At 67.7% G+C, this 17,459-nt stretch carries 15 protein-coding genes; 8 read left to right on the top strand and 7 right to left on the bottom strand.

Going from position 1 to position 17,459, the window contains the following annotated elements:
• Window position 1: 1 nt before the first annotated feature.
• The gene (locus BLR99_RS15440) at window positions 2-1,513 is read right to left on the bottom strand and encodes a pectate lyase family protein (protein ID WP_048857509.1); all 1,512 of its coding nucleotides are present in this window, start codon (window positions 1,511-1,513) and stop codon (window positions 2-4) included.
• Window positions 1,514-1,702: 189 nt separating this feature from the next.
• Here BLR99_RS15440 and BLR99_RS15435 point away from each other — a divergent pair, with 189 nt between their 5' ends.
• The gene (locus BLR99_RS15435) at window positions 1,703-2,977 is read left to right on the top strand and encodes an RsmB/NOP family class I SAM-dependent RNA methyltransferase (RefSeq protein WP_011796488.1); all 1,275 of its coding nucleotides are present in this window, start codon (window positions 1,703-1,705) and stop codon (window positions 2,975-2,977) included.
• A 138-nt stretch (window positions 2,978-3,115) separates the two neighbouring features.
• A complete protein-coding gene (locus tag BLR99_RS15430) occupies window positions 3,116-4,330 on the top strand; it encodes a DesA family fatty acid desaturase (protein WP_046059741.1) in 1,215 nt (404 codons plus the stop codon).
• Between the two features lie 58 nt (window positions 4,331-4,388).
• Here the strand turns inward: BLR99_RS15430 and BLR99_RS15425 are convergent, their stop codons facing one another.
• Window positions 4,389-4,778, bottom strand: a complete 390-nt coding sequence (locus BLR99_RS15425; protein ID WP_228193983.1) for a hypothetical protein — start codon at window positions 4,776-4,778, stop codon at window positions 4,389-4,391.
• Between the two features lie 303 nt (window positions 4,779-5,081).
• Here BLR99_RS15425 and BLR99_RS15420 point away from each other — a divergent pair, with 303 nt between their 5' ends.
• Window positions 5,082-6,647, top strand: a complete 1,566-nt coding sequence (locus BLR99_RS15420) for an aminotransferase-like domain-containing protein (protein WP_052712000.1) — start codon at window positions 5,082-5,084, stop codon at window positions 6,645-6,647.
• A gap of 88 nt (window positions 6,648-6,735) precedes the next feature.
• On the opposite strand, the gene rpmG is transcribed toward BLR99_RS15420, so the two are convergent.
• From rpmG to trxB, 3 genes are all read right to left on the bottom strand, one after another.
• Window positions 6,736-6,906 carry a 50S ribosomal protein L33 gene (rpmG, locus tag BLR99_RS15415; RefSeq protein ID WP_011796484.1) on the bottom strand — a complete coding sequence of 57 codons (171 nt, stop codon included), beginning with the start codon at window positions 6,904-6,906 and terminating at the stop codon, window positions 6,736-6,738.
• Window positions 6,907-6,917: 11 nt separating this feature from the next.
• Window positions 6,918-7,151 carry a 50S ribosomal protein L28 gene (gene rpmB, locus BLR99_RS15410; RefSeq protein WP_005797187.1) on the bottom strand — a complete coding sequence of 78 codons (234 nt, stop codon included), beginning with the start codon at window positions 7,149-7,151 and terminating at the stop codon, window positions 6,918-6,920.
• A gap of 246 nt (window positions 7,152-7,397) precedes the next feature.
• Window positions 7,398-8,357, bottom strand: a complete 960-nt coding sequence (gene trxB / locus BLR99_RS15405) for a thioredoxin-disulfide reductase (protein WP_074687344.1) — start codon at window positions 8,355-8,357, stop codon at window positions 7,398-7,400.
• A 220-nt stretch (window positions 8,358-8,577) separates the two neighbouring features.
• Here trxB and BLR99_RS15400 point away from each other — a divergent pair, with 220 nt between their 5' ends.
• Window positions 8,578-10,917, top strand: a complete 2,340-nt coding sequence (locus tag BLR99_RS15400; protein ID WP_011796482.1) for a DNA translocase FtsK — start codon at window positions 8,578-8,580, stop codon at window positions 10,915-10,917.
• Window positions 10,918-10,961: 44 nt separating this feature from the next.
• Window positions 10,962-11,597 (top strand): outer membrane lipoprotein periplasmic chaperone LolA, encoded by a 636-nt coding sequence (lolA, locus tag BLR99_RS15395; protein ID WP_011796481.1) that lies wholly within the window; start codon window positions 10,962-10,964, stop codon window positions 11,595-11,597.
• Window positions 11,598-11,630: 33 nt separating this feature from the next.
• On the opposite strand, the gene BLR99_RS15390 is transcribed toward lolA, so the two are convergent.
• Both BLR99_RS15390 and BLR99_RS15385 read right to left on the bottom strand, forming a co-directional pair.
• Window positions 11,631-11,987: a DUF1304 domain-containing protein gene (locus BLR99_RS15390; protein WP_011795000.1), complete on the bottom strand. Its 357-nt coding sequence runs from the start codon at window positions 11,985-11,987 to the stop codon at window positions 11,631-11,633.
• A 175-nt stretch (window positions 11,988-12,162) separates the two neighbouring features.
• Window positions 12,163-12,762 (bottom strand): uracil-DNA glycosylase family protein, encoded by a 600-nt coding sequence (locus tag BLR99_RS15385; RefSeq protein WP_170838054.1) that lies wholly within the window; start codon window positions 12,760-12,762, stop codon window positions 12,163-12,165.
• Window positions 12,763-12,935: 173 nt separating this feature from the next.
• Here BLR99_RS15385 and BLR99_RS15380 point away from each other — a divergent pair, with 173 nt between their 5' ends.
• The 3 genes from BLR99_RS15380 (at window position 12,936) to BLR99_RS15370 (ending at window position 17,455) form a co-directional block, all read left to right on the top strand.
• Window positions 12,936-14,240 carry a replication-associated recombination protein A gene (locus BLR99_RS15380; RefSeq protein ID WP_017438188.1) on the top strand — a complete coding sequence of 435 codons (1,305 nt, stop codon included), beginning with the start codon at window positions 12,936-12,938 and terminating at the stop codon, window positions 14,238-14,240.
• Between the two features lie 176 nt (window positions 14,241-14,416).
• Window positions 14,417-16,210 (top strand): methyl-accepting chemotaxis protein, encoded by a 1,794-nt coding sequence (locus BLR99_RS15375; RefSeq protein WP_011795003.1) that lies wholly within the window; start codon window positions 14,417-14,419, stop codon window positions 16,208-16,210.
• A gap of 315 nt (window positions 16,211-16,525) precedes the next feature.
• Window positions 16,526-17,455, top strand: coding sequence for a branched-chain amino acid ABC transporter permease (locus BLR99_RS15370; RefSeq protein WP_017438186.1), 930 nt, complete (start codon window positions 16,526-16,528; stop codon window positions 17,453-17,455).
• Window positions 17,456-17,459: the final 4 nt, after the last annotated feature.

The raw sequence follows: 17,459 nt of genomic DNA, 5'->3' as shown, positions 1-17,459 counted from the left end.
GTCAGCGTGGTTCTGCGGGACCCTCGAGCTTGCCCGCTCCCGCACGGGCGGTGATGCGCGCCGCCAGGTCCGCGGTGTCCTCCAGCGTGTAGTCGTAGTAGTCCGATGGCTTCCAGGCCGGGGCGGCCGCCAGTGCCGACGACCAGCGCACGGCGGCCGTCAGGTCCGCGGGCCCGCCGTTGAGCACCGTGCCGCTGTCGTAGAACGTGGAGGCGCACTCGCTGGCCGAAAACAGCGCCGCGCAGTCCTGCGTCCGTGCCGCCGAGATCCGGGCGTTCGCCACGTCGGCAGGCCGCGCGGGCCGGTCCGGGCCGGCGAGCGATACCACGTTGTTCTCGGCATGCACCTTGCCGCTCTGGCCCAGCGTCATGCCGGCGAGCCAGGGGTAGTCGGCCGAGGCGTCCCGTGTGTTCTCGTAGTAGTTGTTGTAGAGGTGCACCATCCCGTAGCGGACCCGGGCCTGGCGCTGCCGCAGGTTCTGGAAATGGTTGCCGTGGAACGTCACCTTCAGCATGCGCGGATTGCCGCTGTCCGCGCCGGGGACATCGGTGCCACCGATCAGGAATGCCTTGTCGTGGTCGTGGAAATGGTTGTTCGACAGGGTGACGTAGTTGCCGTGCCGGGTCACGTCCACGAGGCCGTCATGGTGCTGCACCTTGAAATCGCCGCCGCTGTAGTCCGTGCCGTGCACCGTCTCGTGCCACACGGAAGGGAAGGCATGGTCGTGGCGGTCGCCGTCGCTGAAGGTGTTGTGGTCGATCCACACGTGGCTGGCATGGGCGACGGAAATGAGGTCGTACTCCGAGTTCCACCGGCCGTCGGAGGAGTCCGTCGGGTCCCATTGGGGGAAGTCGTCGAATGCGTCTTCGAAGGTGATGTTGCGGATCACGATGTTGGCGACCGGCGCATCCGGCGTGCCCAGCATGAGATTGCCGTGCAGGATCTTCGCGTCCGTGCCGATGCCCAGCAGGGACGTGTTGTCCGGCACGCTGATCGTCACGACGCGCCTTTGCAGTTCCGCCGCGCAGGCCCGCGCGTCTTCCGGCTTGCCGCTCACCGTTCGCGCATTGCCCCAGGCGCCCGGGCGGTAGGCCGCGAGGTAGTCCGACCAGAGGCTGGCCTGGGACGCATAGCCGTGCACCGACGATGCGCAGGAGTCCGCCACGTAGCGGTCCGGCGTGTAAGGGCGCAGCTGGCCGTCCACGTTCAGGTCGATGGTGCCCCGGATGCGGATGACCTTGGGCGCCTTGTCCGGCGTCCCCTGCACCGAACCGTCCGGTGCGATCACGGCGGTGTTGCCGTAGAGCGCCTGGATGAGTTCGTTGCGGTTCGCCACCGTGTAGGTCCTTTCTGCCGCGGCGCCCTGTCCACCGGTGGTCGGCGTGCCATGGGAGGCCCAGCCCGTCGCGCCCAGCGAATCGATGCTGCCTGCGGGCGCGGCCGCAGCCTGCGCGGTCACACTCTCGCCGCCGCAGGCGCACATCAGCGCCGCCGCCGCGGCAGCGGCTGCCATGCGCAGCGCCCGGGGGGGCGGAAGCAGCGAAGTCGCGCGCGGTCGTCGTACGGGTGCATGGTGCATAGCCGCCCAATCTAATGCCGGCAGTGCCTGGCGCGCCGGAAAAATGCATACTGTTTTCTTTTGCAGCGCATTGCATTCCATAACAGTGACGCGCCCGGCACGCATGGATGGGACAATCCTCCCATGCACCCGAAAGCCCTTCTGGATGCCTGCGCGGAACTCGTCAGGCTCACCCTCCAATTCGAACACCCCGCCGATGCCGTCGTGTCCCGCTATTTCCGGGACCACCGCTCCCTCGGTCCGCGCGAACGCGCCACCCTCGCCGAAACCGCCTATACCGTGCTGCGCAAGAAGCTGCTGTTCGAGCAACTGGCGCGCTCCGGCTCCGGGCCGCGCGAGCGGCGCCTCGCCATCCTGGGCTTCCACGGCCCGCGCGACTTCCTCAAGAGCGCGCTCTCCGATGCCGAGAAGAGCTGGCTCGACCAGTGCGACGCCGTGCCGCCGTCCGACCTGCTGGAGCCGCACCGCCACAACCTGCCCGACTGGCTCGTGCAGCCGCTCCGGCGCCAGGTGGGCGAGGGCTTCTGGGCCCTGGCGGACAGCCTGGCCCAGCCGGCGCCGCTCGACCTGCGCGTCAACGACCTGAACGCCAGGCGCGCCGACGTGCAGAAGGAACTGGCCAAGGCCGGCATTCCCGCAGTGCCCACGCCGTACTCCCCCTGGGGCCTGCGCGTGGAAGGCAAGCCGGCGCTCACCAAGGTCGATGCGTTCGCGCGCGGCGCCGTCGAGGTGCAGGACGAGGGCTCGCAACTCCTCGCCCTGCTGCTGCAGCCCCGCCGCGGCGAAATGGTGGTGGACTTCTGCGCCGGCGCGGGCGGCAAGACGCTCGCCATCGGCGCGGCCATGCGCAGCACCGGGCGGCTCTACGCGTTCGACGTCTCCGCCCACCGGCTCGACGCGCTCAAGCCGCGGCTGGCCCGCAGCGGCCTCTCCAACGTGCACCCCGCCGCGATCGCGCACGAGCGCGACGAGCGCATCAAGCGCCTGGCCGGCAAGATCGACCGCGTGCTGGTGGATGCACCATGCTCCGGCCTGGGCACCCTGCGCCGCAACCCGGACCTGAAATGGCGGCAGTCCCCCCAGGCCGTCCAGGAACTGGTGGCCAAGCAGACCGCCATCCTGCAGAGCGCCGCGCGCCTGCTCAAGCCGGGCGGACGCCTGGTGTACGCCACCTGCAGCATCCTGCCCGAGGAAAACGAGGGTATCGCGGAAGCCTTCAGTGCGGCACATTCCGACTTCGTGGCGGAAGACGTGGGCACGCTGCTGGAGCAGCTCAAGGTCGAGGGCGCGGCCGGACTGTGCAGCGGGGGCGCCAGCGGCACTGGTTATCTGCGCCTGTGGCCCCATCTGCACCAGACCGATGGCTTCTTCGCCGCGGTATGGACCCGGAAAGGCTGATTTCCCCCGGCTGATCCGCCGATGAAAACACCGCGCATCGCGCGGTCTTGTGCAACTTCCCGGCCGCATCGGCTTCTAAAATCACTGAAGTGCCCTTCATCGGGCAGTTTTCCCGTCCGCTTTCCTCAAAGGCTTCCCATGTACCTTCCCGACCGGGCCGTTTTCGATGCCATCCTTGCCTGGATGGCCAATGGCCTGCTGGACCTGTCCTGGTGGGAGATCGTCCTCTACACGCTCGTGACCACCCATATCACGATCGCCGCCGTGACGATCTTCCTGCACCGCGCCCAGGCGCACCGCTCGGTGGACCTCGGCGCCGTCCCGTCGCACTTCTTCCGCTTCTGGCTGTGGGTGGGCACGGGCATGGTCACGAAGGAATGGGTGGCCGTCCACCGCAAGCACCACGCCAAGTGCGAGACCGCCGACGACCCCCACAGCCCGCAGACGCGCGGGCTGGATACCGTGATGTGGCGCGGCGCAGAGCTGTACCGCTCCGAGGCCGCCAATGCCGAGACCCTGGCCAAGTTCGGCCACGGCACGCCCGACGACTGGGTCGAGCGCAACGTCTACAGCCGCTTCGCCTGGCAGGGCGTGGGGCTGATGCTCATCATCAACGTGCTGCTCTTCGGTGCCATCGGCGCGACGGTCTGGGCCGTGCAGATGCTCTGGATCCCGTTCTGGGCCGCAGGCGTCGTCAACGGCATCGGCCACTTCTGGGGCTATCGCAACTTCGAGGCGCAGGATGCGAGCACCAATCTGGTGCCCTGGGGGCTCGTGATCGGCGGCGAAGAACTGCACAACAACCACCACACCTATCCCACCTCGGCCAAGTTCTCGGTCAAGCCCTATGAATTCGACGTGGGCTGGCTCTACATCAGCCTGATGCGCCGCGTGGGCTGGGCCACCGTCAGGAAGGTGCCGCCCAAGCTGCGCCTGGGCGCCGTCAAGCCGGTGGCGGACGAGAAGACGCTCGAGGCCCTGATCGCCAACCGCTACGAGGTCATGGCCGGCTATGCGCGCGGCGTGCGCCGCGCCTGCCGCGAGGAGATCGCCGCCCTCAAGGCCCGCAAGGCGGACGTGTCCGTGCTGCGTACCGCGCGCCGCTGGCTGCACCGCGATGCCGAGAAGGTGCCCGCGCGCGCCCAGGAGCAGCTCGCCAGTGCCCGCGCCGCGCATCCCGTGCTCGACACCATGGTCACGATGCGCGAGGAGCTGCGCCAGCTCTGGTTGAACACCTCGCAATCGCGCGAGCAGCTCACGGCCGACCTGCAGGCCTGGTGCCGTCGCGCCGAAGAGAGCGGAATCGCCGCCCTGCGGGATTTCTCGCTGCGGCTGCGGGCCGCGCAGGCCTGAGCTGACTGGAGCCGGGGCGGGCTGCGGCAGCGGCCGGCACGGCAGGCGGCGTTCGCCATCACCGTGCTGTGGTGGCATGGGCCCCCGCCCGCTGGCCGTGGTCCGGCGTGCCGGGCCTCGGCCTTCCATGCGCCCGCAGGGTGCGCATCCCGCCGCCCAGCCGGTTCAGGCAGGCCCTGACCAGCCCCGCCAGCGATGACAGGACGGGGGCAGGCTCCAGCAGCTTGGCATGGGCCGTCGTATGCCCCGGGTTGGACACTTCCATCCACTCCGTGGACTCCGCCGCGCCGGTCCGGCATTGCCCGGCTTCCAGCGTCCCGAGGCGGGCCTGGGATGCCAGCACCTGCCCCCACACGACCGGACCGGCCCGCAACGCGAGGCAGCCATGCTCCACCACCAGCGAAGCGCCGGGCGGCAGGCAGACCAGCAGCGTCTGGCCAGGGCGCACGGACAGTTGCGTGGCCGCGGGAACAAGGGGGCTGACAGCAGGGGATGCGCAAGGGGCTGGGCGTGTGGCGTGCGGCATGGTTTCTCCTGGGGGCGGATGCGTCGGAACAGGGCCTCATCCTAGGAAGAACCCGGATGCCGGGGCAGGCACAGGCGGACCGGAGGGCAAGGAGAACAGTGCGGGTTTTTCTGCCTCTGTTATGGTCACTGTGTGGCCTGTCTGTATCTGTGCGGCCGTGCGATGCCGCGGCATGATGGCCGGCACTGCTTTCCCGCCTCCAGCGCCTTTCGGGGCGTCCCCGCCATGACCGATTCCGTCGCCGAATTCCCCCTGTCGCCCGCGGCGCGGGCCGCGGACCAGCCGCGCTACCGGCAGATCGCGGGCCTGTACGTGCAGGCCATCGCGGCGGGCAGCCTGCAGCCGGGCATGCGCCTGCCGTCGGTGCGGGAGCTGTGCCAGCGGCATGGCGTGAGCCTCACCACAGCCCTGCAGGTGCTGCGGCACCTGGAGGCCGAAGGCTTCGCCCAGGCGCGCGAGCGGGTGGGGTACTTCGCCGCCGTTCCTGCCCGTGTCGCCTCCCTGCCGGCGGCCCGCGAGCCCGAACTGCACGAGCCGCTGCCGCCCGACCCGCACGTGTTCGCCGGCATCAACGAACGCATTTCCACGTTCCTGGAGAAGGCCCGCCGTGCGCCTTCCGCGCTGGACCTGGGCAGCGCCATGCCCGCGCCCGCGCTGTTCGATGCCGAGGCGCTCAACCGCCTCGCGGTCCGGCTGCTGCGCGAACAGCCCGACATCCTCGTCTATGGCCCCTCCGCCCCGTCCACGCACCCGGAGTTCCAGCGGGCCATGGCGCACCATGCGCTCAGCTTCGGCCTGAGCCTCGCGCCCGAGGGTATCGGCGCCACGCACGGCAACTCGGAGGCCGTGAACCTCGCGCTGGACGCGGTGGCCGAGCCCGGCGATGTGATCGCGGTCGAATCCCCGACCTTCTTCGGCATCCTGCAGGCGATCGAGGTGCGGGGCCTGCGCGCGCTCGAGATTCCCTGCAGCCCCCACACCGGCATATCGATCGAGGCCCTGGAACTCGCGGCCCGCAACGAGCCGCGGCTCAAGGCCGTGGTGGTGGTGCCGCACCTGCAGATGCCCCAGGGCAGCGTCATGCCGGACTCCCACAAGGAGCGCCTCGTCGCGCTCTGCGTGGAGCACGGCCTCGCCCTGATCGAAGACGATATCTACCGCGAGTTCGTCGAATCGCCCCAGCCGATGCGGCCCGCCAAGGCCTGGGACCGCCCGGGCGACGCGGGACAGGTGATCTACTGCGCCTCCCTCAGCAAGAGCTTCGCGCCGGGTTTGCGCCAGGGCTGGATGAGCGCCGGCCGCTGGAATGCGCGCGTGCAGATGCTCAAGTTCGCCCGCACGCGCAACATGCAGACGTGGTCGCAACTGCTGGCGGCGCGCACCGTGGGTTCGCCCGCGTACGAGCGGCACCTGCGCCGCATGCGCGCTTCGCTGAAGGAGCAGCGCGAGCAGTCGGCCCGCGCCGTCGCCCGTTACTTCCCCGCGGGAACCCGCCTGAGCCTGCCGCCCGGCGGGATCAGCCTGTGGCTCGAGTTGCCCGCGGGCCTGTCCTCCACGCGGCTCTACGACGATGCCCTGGCACGCGGCATCCGTGTGGCGCCGGGGCCCATGTTCTCCAACACCGGGCGCTACGAACGTTTCCTGCGGCTGAGCTGCGGCATGCCGTTCACGCCTGCGGTGGAGGAGGGGTACCGGGTGCTGGGCGAATTGCTGGCCGGCCAGCGCAATACCGTGCCGGAAACCGGCCGCCCGCCGCAGCAGGGCGGGGGCCGCCAGGCCGCTGCGGCCTGAGGCCACGCCAAAAAGGAACAGCCGGAAAAAGAAAAGCCGCCCTCGGTGGGGCGGCTTTCACGGGAAAGCGCTGGAAGCGGCTGGCGCCTTACTTCAGTTTCATTTCCTTGTACTCGACGTGCTTGCGAGCCTTGGGGTCGAACTTGATGATCGACATCTTCTCGGGCATCGTCTTCTTGTTCTTGGTGGTGGTGTAGAAGTGGCCGGTTCCTGCGGTGGATTCCAGCTTGATCTTGTCGCGTCCGCCTTTGGTTGCCATGGTGCTACTCCTTAAGCCTGGCCACGTGCACGCAGGTCGGCGAGCACGGAATCGATGCCGTTCTTGTCGATCAGACGCAGGGCGGCGCTGGAAACACGCAGGCGCACCCAGCGGTTTTCGCTCTCGACCCAGAAACGGCGGTATTGCAGGTTCGGCAGGAACCGGCGCTTGGTTTTGTTGTTGGCGTGGGAAACGTTGTTCCCGACCATGGGCTTCTTGCCCGTGACGTCGCAGACGCGTGCCATGAGGACACTCCGATTTTTCAAATACAGCCGCAGGACATGCACGCTCCGCTGGTTCGCGAAAGCCTGTCCGCGCGGCCTCACCTCGCCAGATAGGGTGGCGGTAACCCGGTTGGTATCTGCCGCGGCGCGCGGCTCGCTTGAAAAAGCGGTGCGCAAGATGCAGCAAAGCCGCGCATTATAGCGCGGCCTTCAAACGGGTGTCCAGCCCGCACGGCTGCCGCCCGCGCGGACGGACCGGGCAGGGCGTCAGATCACGCCTTCCTGCTCCAGGAAACGCTGTGCGTCGAGCGCCGCCATGCAGCCCGTGCCGGCGCTGGTGATCGCCTGGCGATAGACGTGGTCCTGCACGTCGCCGGCCGCGAACACGCCGGGCACGCTGGTCTGCGTGGCGAAGCCCTTGAGGCCGCCCTGCGTGACGATGTAGCCGTTCTCCAGCGTCAGCTGGCCTTCGAAGATGCCGGTGTTGGGCGCATGGCCGATGGCGATGAAGCAGCCCTGCAGGGCGATGTCCTGGGTGCTGCCGTCCTGCGTGCTCTTGATGCGGATGCCCGTCACGCCACTGTCGTTGCCCAGCACCTCGTCGAGCGTGTGGAACACCTTCAGCTCGATCTTGCCGGCGGCGACCTTCTCGTTGAGCTTGTCCACCAGGATGGGCTCGGCCTTGAACTTGTCGCGCCGGTGCACCAGCGTCACCTTGCGGGCGATGTTGGAGAGGTAGAGCGCTTCTTCCGCGGCGGTGTTGCCGCCGCCCACCACGCACACGTCCTGCTCGCGGTAGAAGAAGCCGTCGCAGGTCGCGCAGCCCGAGACGCCGCGGCCCATGAACGCCTCTTCGGAGGGCAGCCCCAGGTACTTGGCCGAGGCGCCCGTGGCGATGATGAGCGCGTCGCAGGTGTAGGTGCCGCTGTCGCCGGTGAGCGTGAACGGGCGCTTGGACAGGTCCACCTGGTTGATGTGGTCGAACACCACCTGGGTCTTGAAGCGCTCGGCGTGCTCCAGGAAGCGCTGCATCAGTTCCGGGCCCTGCACACCGTTCACGTCGGCGGGCCAGTTGTCCACTTCCGTCGTCGTCATGAGTTGGCCGCCCTGCGCGATGCCGGTGATCAGCACGGGATTCAGGTTGGCGCGGGCGGCGTACACGGCGGCCGTGTAGCCGGCGGGGCCGGAGCCCAGGATCATGACTTTGGCGTGTTGCGTAGTGGACATGGTGAAAGGTAAGAGTTTGTGCCGCCGGGTGGCGGGTGCATTCCGTCCATGCGGTCGGTTCCACGAGTATCCACCCGGGGCCGGCCCGCGCGGGCGCGGGGTTTTCAATCGCGGCGATTGTAAGAAGCCGGCGAAGACCGGGCTGCCGCAGGGTCTGCATCCAGGACGCCGCGCCGACACGGCCGGGCAGGGCATCGGGTAAGCTTGCCGCGCTTCGACTATGACGTACTCCCTCAACACCCTCAATGCTTCTGCCGGGGGCAGATCGGCGCCGCGCAGCATGGCCGCACGCTTCGGGCACGAGATCGGCCTGGTGGCCGGGCTGCTGGCCCTGGTTTTCTGGCTGCTGGCCCTGGCCAGCTATTCCGCGCAGGATGCGGCCTGGTCCACGTCCGGTGCGCACGACAGCCGGCTGATGGCGAACTGGGCCGGACGCCTGGGCGCCTGGCTTGCCGATGGCAGCTATTTCGCGCTCGGCTTTTCCGTATGGTGGTGCGTGGCCGCGGGCGTGCGCGCCTGGATCGCCTCGCTCGCGCGCTGGATGCGCGGAGGGGAGTCCGCGACACCCGGCCAGAGCCCGCTGGCACGGCGGCTGATGTTCTGGATCGGCCTCGCCCTGCTGCTGTGCGCGAGCACGGCCCTGGAGTGGTCGCGCCTGTACCGCCTGGAGCCGCTGCTGCCCGGGCACGCCGGCGGCGTGCTCGGCTACATCACCGGCCCCGCCGGCGTGAAGTGGCTGGGTTTCACCGGCTCGGGCCTGGTGGCCGTGATAGCGGTCGTGGCGGGCGCCGCGCTGGTGTTCCGCTTCTCCTGGGGCCAGCTGGCCGAACGGCTGGGCGGCCGCATCGACGGGCTGGTGCAGTTCGGCCGGGCGCGCCGCGAGAAGGCCCGTGACGTCGCGGCCGGCAAGCGGGCCGCCCGCGAGCGCGAGGAGGTGGTGCAGGAGGAGCGCCATGAAATCCAGGAGCACCATCCGCAGCCCGTGCAGATCATCGAGCCCGTGCTCATGGCCGACGCCCCCCCGAGCGCGCGCGTGGTGAAGGAGCGGCAGAAGCCCCTCTTCACCGAAATGCCCGACAGCCGCCTGCCGCAGGTGGACCTGCTCGATGGCGCGCAGGCGCGGCAGGAAACCGTGGCGCCGGAGACGCTGGAGATGACCAGCCGCCTCATCGAGAAGAAACTCAAGGACTTCGGCGTCGAGGTGCGCGTCGTGGCGGCCATGCCCGGGCCGGTGATCACCCGCTACGAAATTGAGCCCGCCACCGGCGTGAAGGGTTCGCAGATCGTGAACCTCGCCAAGGACCTGGCCCGCTCGCTGTCGCTGGTCTCCATCCGCGTGATCGAGACCATCCCCGGCAAGAACTACATGGCACTGGAGCTGCCCAACGCCAAGCGCCAGTCGATCCGCCTCTCGGAGATCCTGGGCTCGCAGATCTACCACGACGCCAAGAGCCTGCTCACCATGGGCCTGGGCAAGGACATCGTGGGCAATCCGGTGGTGGCCGACCTCGCCAAGATGCCGCACGTGCTGGTGGCCGGTACCACGGGTTCTGGCAAGTCGGTGGGGATCAACGCCATGATCCTCTCGCTGCTCTACAAGGCAGAAGCGCGCGACGTGCGCCTGCTGATGATCGACCCCAAGATGCTGGAAATGTCGGTCTACGAAGGCATTCCGCACCTGCTGGCGCCCGTGGTCACCGACATGAAGCAGGCCGCGCACGGCCTGAACTGGTGCGTGGCCGAGATGGAGCGCCGCTACAAGCTCATGTCCAAGCTGGGCGTGCGCAACCTGGCGGGCTACAACACCAAGATCGACGAGGCCAAGGCGCGCGAGGAGTTCATCTACAACCCCTTCAGCCTCACCCCCGAGGAGCCCGAGCCGCTGGAGCGGCTGCCGCACATCGTCGTCATCATCGATGAACTGGCCGACCTCATGATGGTGGTGGGCAAGAAGATCGAGGAACTGATCGCACGGCTGGCGCAGAAGGCGCGGGCGGCCGGCATCCACCTCATCCTGGCCACCCAGCGGCCCAGCGTCGATGTGATCACCGGCCTCATCAAGGCCAACATCCCGACCCGGATCGCCTTCTCGGTGGGCTCGAAGATCGACAGCCGCACCATCCTGGACCAGATGGGCGCCGAGGCGCTGCTGGGCATGGGCGACATGCTCTACATGGCCAGCGGCACCGGGCTGCCCATCCGCGTGCACGGCGCCTTCGTCTCCGACGACGAAGTCCACCGCGTCGTCAGCTACCTCAAGAGCCAGGGCGAGCCCGACTATATCGAGGGCGTGCTCGAGGGGGGCACCGTGGACGGCGACGATGGCGCCTTCGGCGAAGGCGGCGGGGGGGGTGAAGGCGGAGAAAAAGACCCCATGTACGACCAGGCGGTGGAAGTGGTCCTCAAGGACCGCAAGGCCAGCATCTCGTACGTGCAGCGCAAGCTGCGCATCGGCTACAACCGCTCCGCGCGCCTGCTGGAAGACATGGAGAAGGCCGGCCTCGTGAGCGCGCTCACCGCGAGCGGGCAGCGCGAGGTGCTGGTGCCCCACCGCGAGTGACCGCCGGCATGCCGGAGCCTGGACGACAAGGATTGGATCGAAGCATGATGAAACAGTGGATGGCGATCGCCGCGATCGCGGTCGGTGCGCAGAGCGCCTGGGCCGATGGCCTGGCGAGCCTGGAGTCGTTCATGAAGGGCGCCCAGGCCGGGCGCGCGGATTTCACGCAGACCGTGACATCGCCCCCGAAGGACGGCCAGGCCTCGCGCACCCGGACCTCCTCCGGCACCTTCGAGTTCCAGCGGCCGGGCCGCTTCAAGTTCACCTATACCAAGCCCTTCGCCCAGACCATCGTGGCCGACGGCAAGTCGCTCTGGCTCTACGACGCCGACCTGAACCAGGTCACCCAGCGGGCGCAGGCGCAGGCGCTGGGCACCACGCCCGCCGCGCTGCTGGCCTCCGCGCCGGACCTGCAGGCATTGCGCAAGGATTTCACCCTCGAATCCGCGCCGGACCAGGATGGCCTGCAGTGGGTGCTGGCCACCCCCAGGACCAGGGACGGCCAGCTCAAGAGCGTGCGCGTGGGCTTCCAGGGCGAGCAGCTCGCGGCCCTGGACATCCTGGACAGCTTCGGCCAGCGCTCGGTGATCCGCTTCGCGAACGTCCAGTCCAGCGCTTCCCTGCCGGCCTCCACTTTCGAGTTCAAGCCCCCGCAGGGCGCCGACGTGGTGCGCCAGTGATGCCCTGCAAGGCCCGGCGCCGCCGGCCTGCCGCTAGATCCAGAGCAATGCCAGGCCCAGCGCGGCCGGCACTGCCTGGATGAACAGGATCTTGCGGGCCGCCGTGGCGGCGCCGTAGAGCCCGGCCACCAGCACGCACAGCAGGAAGAAGGTCAGGACCGCGCGGCCGTGCGGTCCGCCGAGCCAGAGGCCCCAGAGCAGCCCGGCCGCGAGGAAGCCGTTGTAGAGACCCTGGTTGGCCGCCATCACCTTCGTGTCCGCCGCGCGCTCCGGCGTGTTACGGAACGCCTTGAGGCCTGCCGGCTTGTCCCAGAGGAACATCTCCAGTATCAGGATGTAGATGTGCAGCAGCGCGATCAGCGCCGCGACGGCATGGGCAGCGAAATGCATGGATGGGTCTCCGAAGGGATGGGGGCGGCCTGCGGGCAGGCGCGCGAAGCGTGATTGTCCGCGCTGCGCGGCCATGGCCCGGCGCATGGCGGACCCGCCTTCCCCGGCCGCAGAGTTTAGCTCCGCAGGCCCACACATGGTTTCGCTCACGCGGCGCTGCGTGTACCCGCAGCGTTCAGTCCGCGAGCACTTCCGCCACTCCGCGGCGCAGGGTGGGCAGCAATTCTTCGGCGAACCACGGATGGCGTTTCAGCCAGCCGTTGTTGCGCGGACTGGGATGCGGCAGCACCCATAGCGCCGGCGCATCGCGGCGCCAGTCCTGCACGGCGTCGGTCAGCGACGCCGGCGCAGGCGCGCGGCGTCCGTGCCAGGCGAGGGCGTGCGCGCCGAGCACGATGGTGAGGCGGATGCCGGGCAGGGCTTGCAGCAGCGGCTTGCGCCAGGTGGAGGCGCATTCCGGGCGCGGCGGCAGGTCGCCCGAACGGCCGGTGCCGGGGTAGCAGAAGCCCATGGGGACGATCGCGATGCGCCCGGGGTCGTAGAACGTGTCCCGGTCCACCCCCATCCAGGCGCGCAGCCGTTCGCCGCTCGCATCGTCGAAGGGAATGCCGCTGGCGTGCACCTTGCGGCCCGGTGCCTGCCCCGCGACGAGGATGCGCGCCCCGGCGGAGGCCTGCAGCACGGGCCGCGGCCCGAGGGGCAGGCTGCCTGCGCACAGGGTGCAATTGCGCACGCTGTGCACAAGCGAGGCGAGATCGGGCTGGGGGCGCAGCATGTCGTCGGAGGGTGCGGGGATGCTCGCGGCGCCGGCCTGCAACGCGGAGCCCCCGGATTGGTGCAGGATACCGCCTGCAGGAATAATGGGTGCGGCGGCCTGTCTTTCCCGTTCGCTCCTGCCGGTTTCCCTTCCCGAACCCCCGTTCTTCCGCTGCATCGCATTCCACCGCCATGGCAGATCTGTTCTCCACTCCTCCGGTCGCTCCCCTGGCCGAAGCCCTGCGCCCGGCCAGCCTGGACGAGGTGATCGGGCAGTCGCACCTGCTGGGGGAGGGCAAGCCGTTGCGGCTGGCGTTCCAGTCGGGCAAGCCGCACTCCATGATCTTCTGGGGGCCGCCAGGCGTGGGCAAAACGACCCTGGCCCGGCTCACGGCCACGGCGTTCCAATGCGAGTTCATCGCCTTGTCTGCGGTGTTCTCCGGTGTCAAGGACATCCGTGCCGCCATGGAGCAGGCGCAGCAGAACCTGGCGATGGGCAAGCACACGATCCTGTTCGTGGATGAAATCCACAGGTTCAACAAGTCGCAGCAGGACGCGCTGCTTCCCTACGCGGAAAGCGGCCTGGTGACCTTCATCGGGGCCACCACCGAGAACCCTTCCTTCGAGGTGAACTCGGCTCTGCTGTCGCGCGCCCAGGTCTATGTCCTGAAGTCCCTGACGGATGAAGAACTGCGGCTGCTTCTGAAGCGTGCGCAAGAGATGGCCCTCGGCCATCTTCGGTTCGACGACCTGGCGACGGACACCATCATCGGCTATGCGGATGGCGACGCCAGAAGGTTCCTGAACCTGCTGGAGCAGACCAGCACGGCAGCCAATGCTTCGGGGACCACGGCGATCACTGCCGACTTCCTGCAGAACGCCTTGACGCTGAACAGCCGGCGCTTCGACAAGGGCGGGGACAATTTCTACGACCAGATTTCAGCCCTGCACAAGTCGGTGCGCGGCTCCCATCCGGACGCTGCCCTCTACTGGCTCACGCGCATGCTGGACGGTGGGGCAGACGCCAGGTATCTGGCACGGCGCATTGTCCGCATGGCGTGGGAAGACATCGGCCTGGCCGACCCGAGGGCCATGCAGATCGCCAACGATGCCGCGCTGACCTACGAGCGTCTGGGAAGCCCGGAGGGCGAGCTGGCCCTGGGGCAGGCCGTGATCTATCTGGCGGTGGCTGCCAAGAGCAACGCGGGGTACAACGCCTACAACGCGGCCAGGGCCTTCGTGAAGAAGGACAAGAGCCGTGAGGTGCCGGTCCACCTGCGCAACGCGCCCACCAAGCTCATGAAAGAACTGGGCTATGGGCACGAGTACCGGTATGCGCATGACGAGCCCAACGCCTACGCTGCCGGGGAAACCTATCTTCCCGACGGCATGGATGAGCCGGGCTGGTATCGGCCGGTGCCCAGAGGCCTCGAAGTGAAGATCGCGGAGAAGCTGGCGGTGCTCAAAAAGTGGGACGAAGAAGCGCGCAAAAATTGAGATGAATGCCTTGGTGAGCGCGCCGGGATTCCGAAAAGTCAATCTCGTTGTGGTGCCGCATACAACATCTTGTGCCGATGCACAGCACGCATGCGCATAACGTTTTCCCTGTGGTATGTTTGTTTTTGTAATAATGCAGTTAATTGGTTTGATTGCAAAAACAAAACTCCACCAAAATGTTGTCATCCATTCGCACCCGCGTCGTCGGTGTCTCGGTATTGCTGGTCGCGCTCTCGGTCATCGTCAGCACCGCGACCAATTACCTGATCGCAAAATCGAGCATGTCGGCGGCGGCCGATCAGGATTTGATCACTTCGGTCAACGAGCATGCGGTGGTCATCGGCGACTGGGTGGCTGACAAGTCCCGTATGGTGGCTTCGCTGCAGGATGTGGTGCTGACGAGTAGCCCGGATATCGCACTCAAGCAGATTGCCGTCGCCGGTGGTTTCTACGACGTCGGCGTCGGCTATCCGGACAAATCCGCGAAATTCACGGATTGGCCGAACATTCCGCCCACGTACGATCCGACCAGCCGCCCCTGGTACCAGGGCGCGGTCCAGGCCGGTAAACCCGTCGCCATTCCGTACGTCAGCACCAGCAAGCTCCTGCTGGTGGCACTGGCCCTGCCGGTGATGCGCGAAGGGGCGCTCAAGGCCGTCCTGGTCGGGGATATCGCGCTGGACAGCGTGGTGGAGAACATCAAGTCGATCCAGCCGACACCAGGAAGCTTCGGCATGTTGATCGACCGGAGCGGCCGCATCATCGCGCACGCTGATACAAAACTGCGATTCAGGCAGGTCACCGATATCGCGCCCGATTTTTCCCAGCTCTCCGTCGCTTCCACGGGCCCGGGCTCGGCGCAGATGAAGGTCGTCGTCGATGGCCGGGCAAAGCTGGTGCGTGCGCAGGATGTCCGCGGCACCGACTGGCGCATCGTGATCGTCATGGATGAAGCCGAGGTGATGGCGGGCTCGCGTTCCTTGCTGGTGGCCTCGCTGGTGTCGCTGCTCATCATCGTCGGCATCGCCTCCGTGATCGGCATCGCCATGACGGCGACCAGCTTCCGCCGGCTCGAGCAAGTCAGCCAGGCCATGACGGCCATCGGCTCGGGGTCCGGCGACCTGACGCAGCGCCTGCCGGACCAGGGCAAGGACGAGGTCGCCACCATCGCCCGGTCGTTCAACCAGTTCGTCGGCAAAATACAGAGCGTGATGCTGGAAGTCCGGGATGCCGGAGCGTCGGTCCTGACTGCCGCCGATGAAATCGCGAGCGCCAGCCAGGACTTGTCCGCCCGTACCGAGCTGGCTGCCGCCAATCTCGAGGAAACCGCTGCCTCGATGGCCCACATCTCGGGAACGGTCGACAGCTCCGCCGCGGCGGCCCTGGAGGCCGACCAGCGTTCCAGTGCCGCGACGGAAATGGCCTCGCAGGGGGGCAGGATCGTCTCCGAGGCGGTCGGTACGATGGAAGAGATCGAAAAGGTCTCGGGACAGATCGGTGCCATCATCACGGTCATCGACGGCATCGCATTCCAGACCAACATTCTCGCGCTCAATGCAGCGGTGGAAGCCGCCCGTGCCGGGGAGCAGGGGCGCGGTTTTGCCGTCGTCGCCCATGAAGTGCGCAACCTGGCGCAGCGCAGTGCAGAGTCCGCACGCGAGGTCAAGCAGCTGGTGGAGTCCACGGTGTCGCGCGTTTCCGCCGGGTCGGTCCAGGTGCGCCGGGCCGGCAAGACCATGAGCGAGATCATCTCCCATTCCGCCGAAGTGCAATCCGTCATTTCCGGGATCGCGCGTGCCGCCGCAGAGCAGACGCGCGGCATCCAGGAAGTCAATCAGGCGGTCGTCCAGCTGGATGCGATGGTGCAGCAGAACGCTTCGCTGGTGGAGCAATCCGCTGCCGCCTCGGGCACCTTGCAGACGCAGGCCAATGCACTGGCCGCGACCATCGGCCGGTTCAAGATCGCCTGACCTTCTCCACTGCCGGGAAGGGCGGGAGACGGCTGCAGCCTCCGCTCCACCAGCGCCCCGCCGGCACCGCGTCCATGCGTGAATGGATCAGCGCGCCTAATGGCCTGTTCGGGCTGCTGATGTCTTGTCCATCCCCGGGAAAACCCCGTCCAGCCGTGGTAAGGCGCCCGCAAGGCATCTGGCTACAATCCCGCACCAAACCCGCGTGGCACCTGTCCTGGCGGGTTTTTTGCTACATGGCAATCGGGCCCAAAAGGCTGTACCGATTCCCGGCCCAATGACGGGATGGGACGTTATCAACGAAGGACTTTTTCTATGGACATTTTGCTGCAGCAGATCATCAACGGTCTGGTCCTCGGCAGCATGTACGCCTTGATAGCCTTGGGCTATACCATGGTGTACGGCATCATTCAGTTGATCAACTTCGCCCACGGGGAAGTGCTCATGATCGGGGCACTGACCAGCTGGAGCTGCATCGGGCTGATGCAGGAAGCCATGCCGGGCGCTCCGGGCTGGGTCATTCTCCTGCTGGCCACCATCATCGCCTGCGTGGTCGCCGCTGCGCTCAACTTCACCATCGAAAAGGTCGCCTACCGTCCGTTGCGAAGCAGTCCCCGCCTCGCTCCCCTGATCACCGCCATCGGCATGTCCATCCTGCTGCAGACGCTGGCCATGATCATCTGGAAGCCCAACTACAAGCCCTATCCCACGCTGTTGCCGACCACGCCGTTCCAGATCGGCGGCGCGGTGATCACCTCCACGCAGGTGCTGATCCTGGCCGTCACGGCCATCGCGCTCGCCTCGCTGGTCTATCTGGTCAACTACACCAAGCTCGGCCGCGCCATGCGCGCCACCGCGGAGAACCCGCGCGTCGCCGCCCTGATGGGCGTCAAGCCGGACATGGTGATCTCGGCCACCTTCATCATCGGGGCCGTGCTCGCCGCGATCGCCGGCATCATGTACGCCTCCAACTACGGCACCGCCCAGCACACCATGGGCTTCCTGCCGGGCCTGAAGGCCTTCACGGCGGCCGTGTTCGGCGGCATCGGCAACCTGGCCGGCGCGGTGGTGGGCGGCATCCTGCTCGGACTCATCGAGGCCATCGGCTCGGGCTACATCGGCACCCTCACGGGCGGCCTGCTGGGCAGCAACTACACCGACATCTTCGCCTTCATCGTGCTGATCATCATCCTCACGCTGCGCCCCTCGGGCCTGCTGGGCGAGCGTGTGGCCGACCGTGCCTGAGGAG

The sequence above is a fragment of the Paracidovorax citrulli genome (assembly GCF_900100305.1).
In the GTDB taxonomy this organism is placed as follows: domain Bacteria; phylum Pseudomonadota; class Gammaproteobacteria; order Burkholderiales; family Burkholderiaceae_C; genus Paracidovorax; species Paracidovorax citrulli.
Note: the sequence above shows the minus strand (reverse complement) of the source record. Positions and strands in the feature narration are given on the sequence as shown.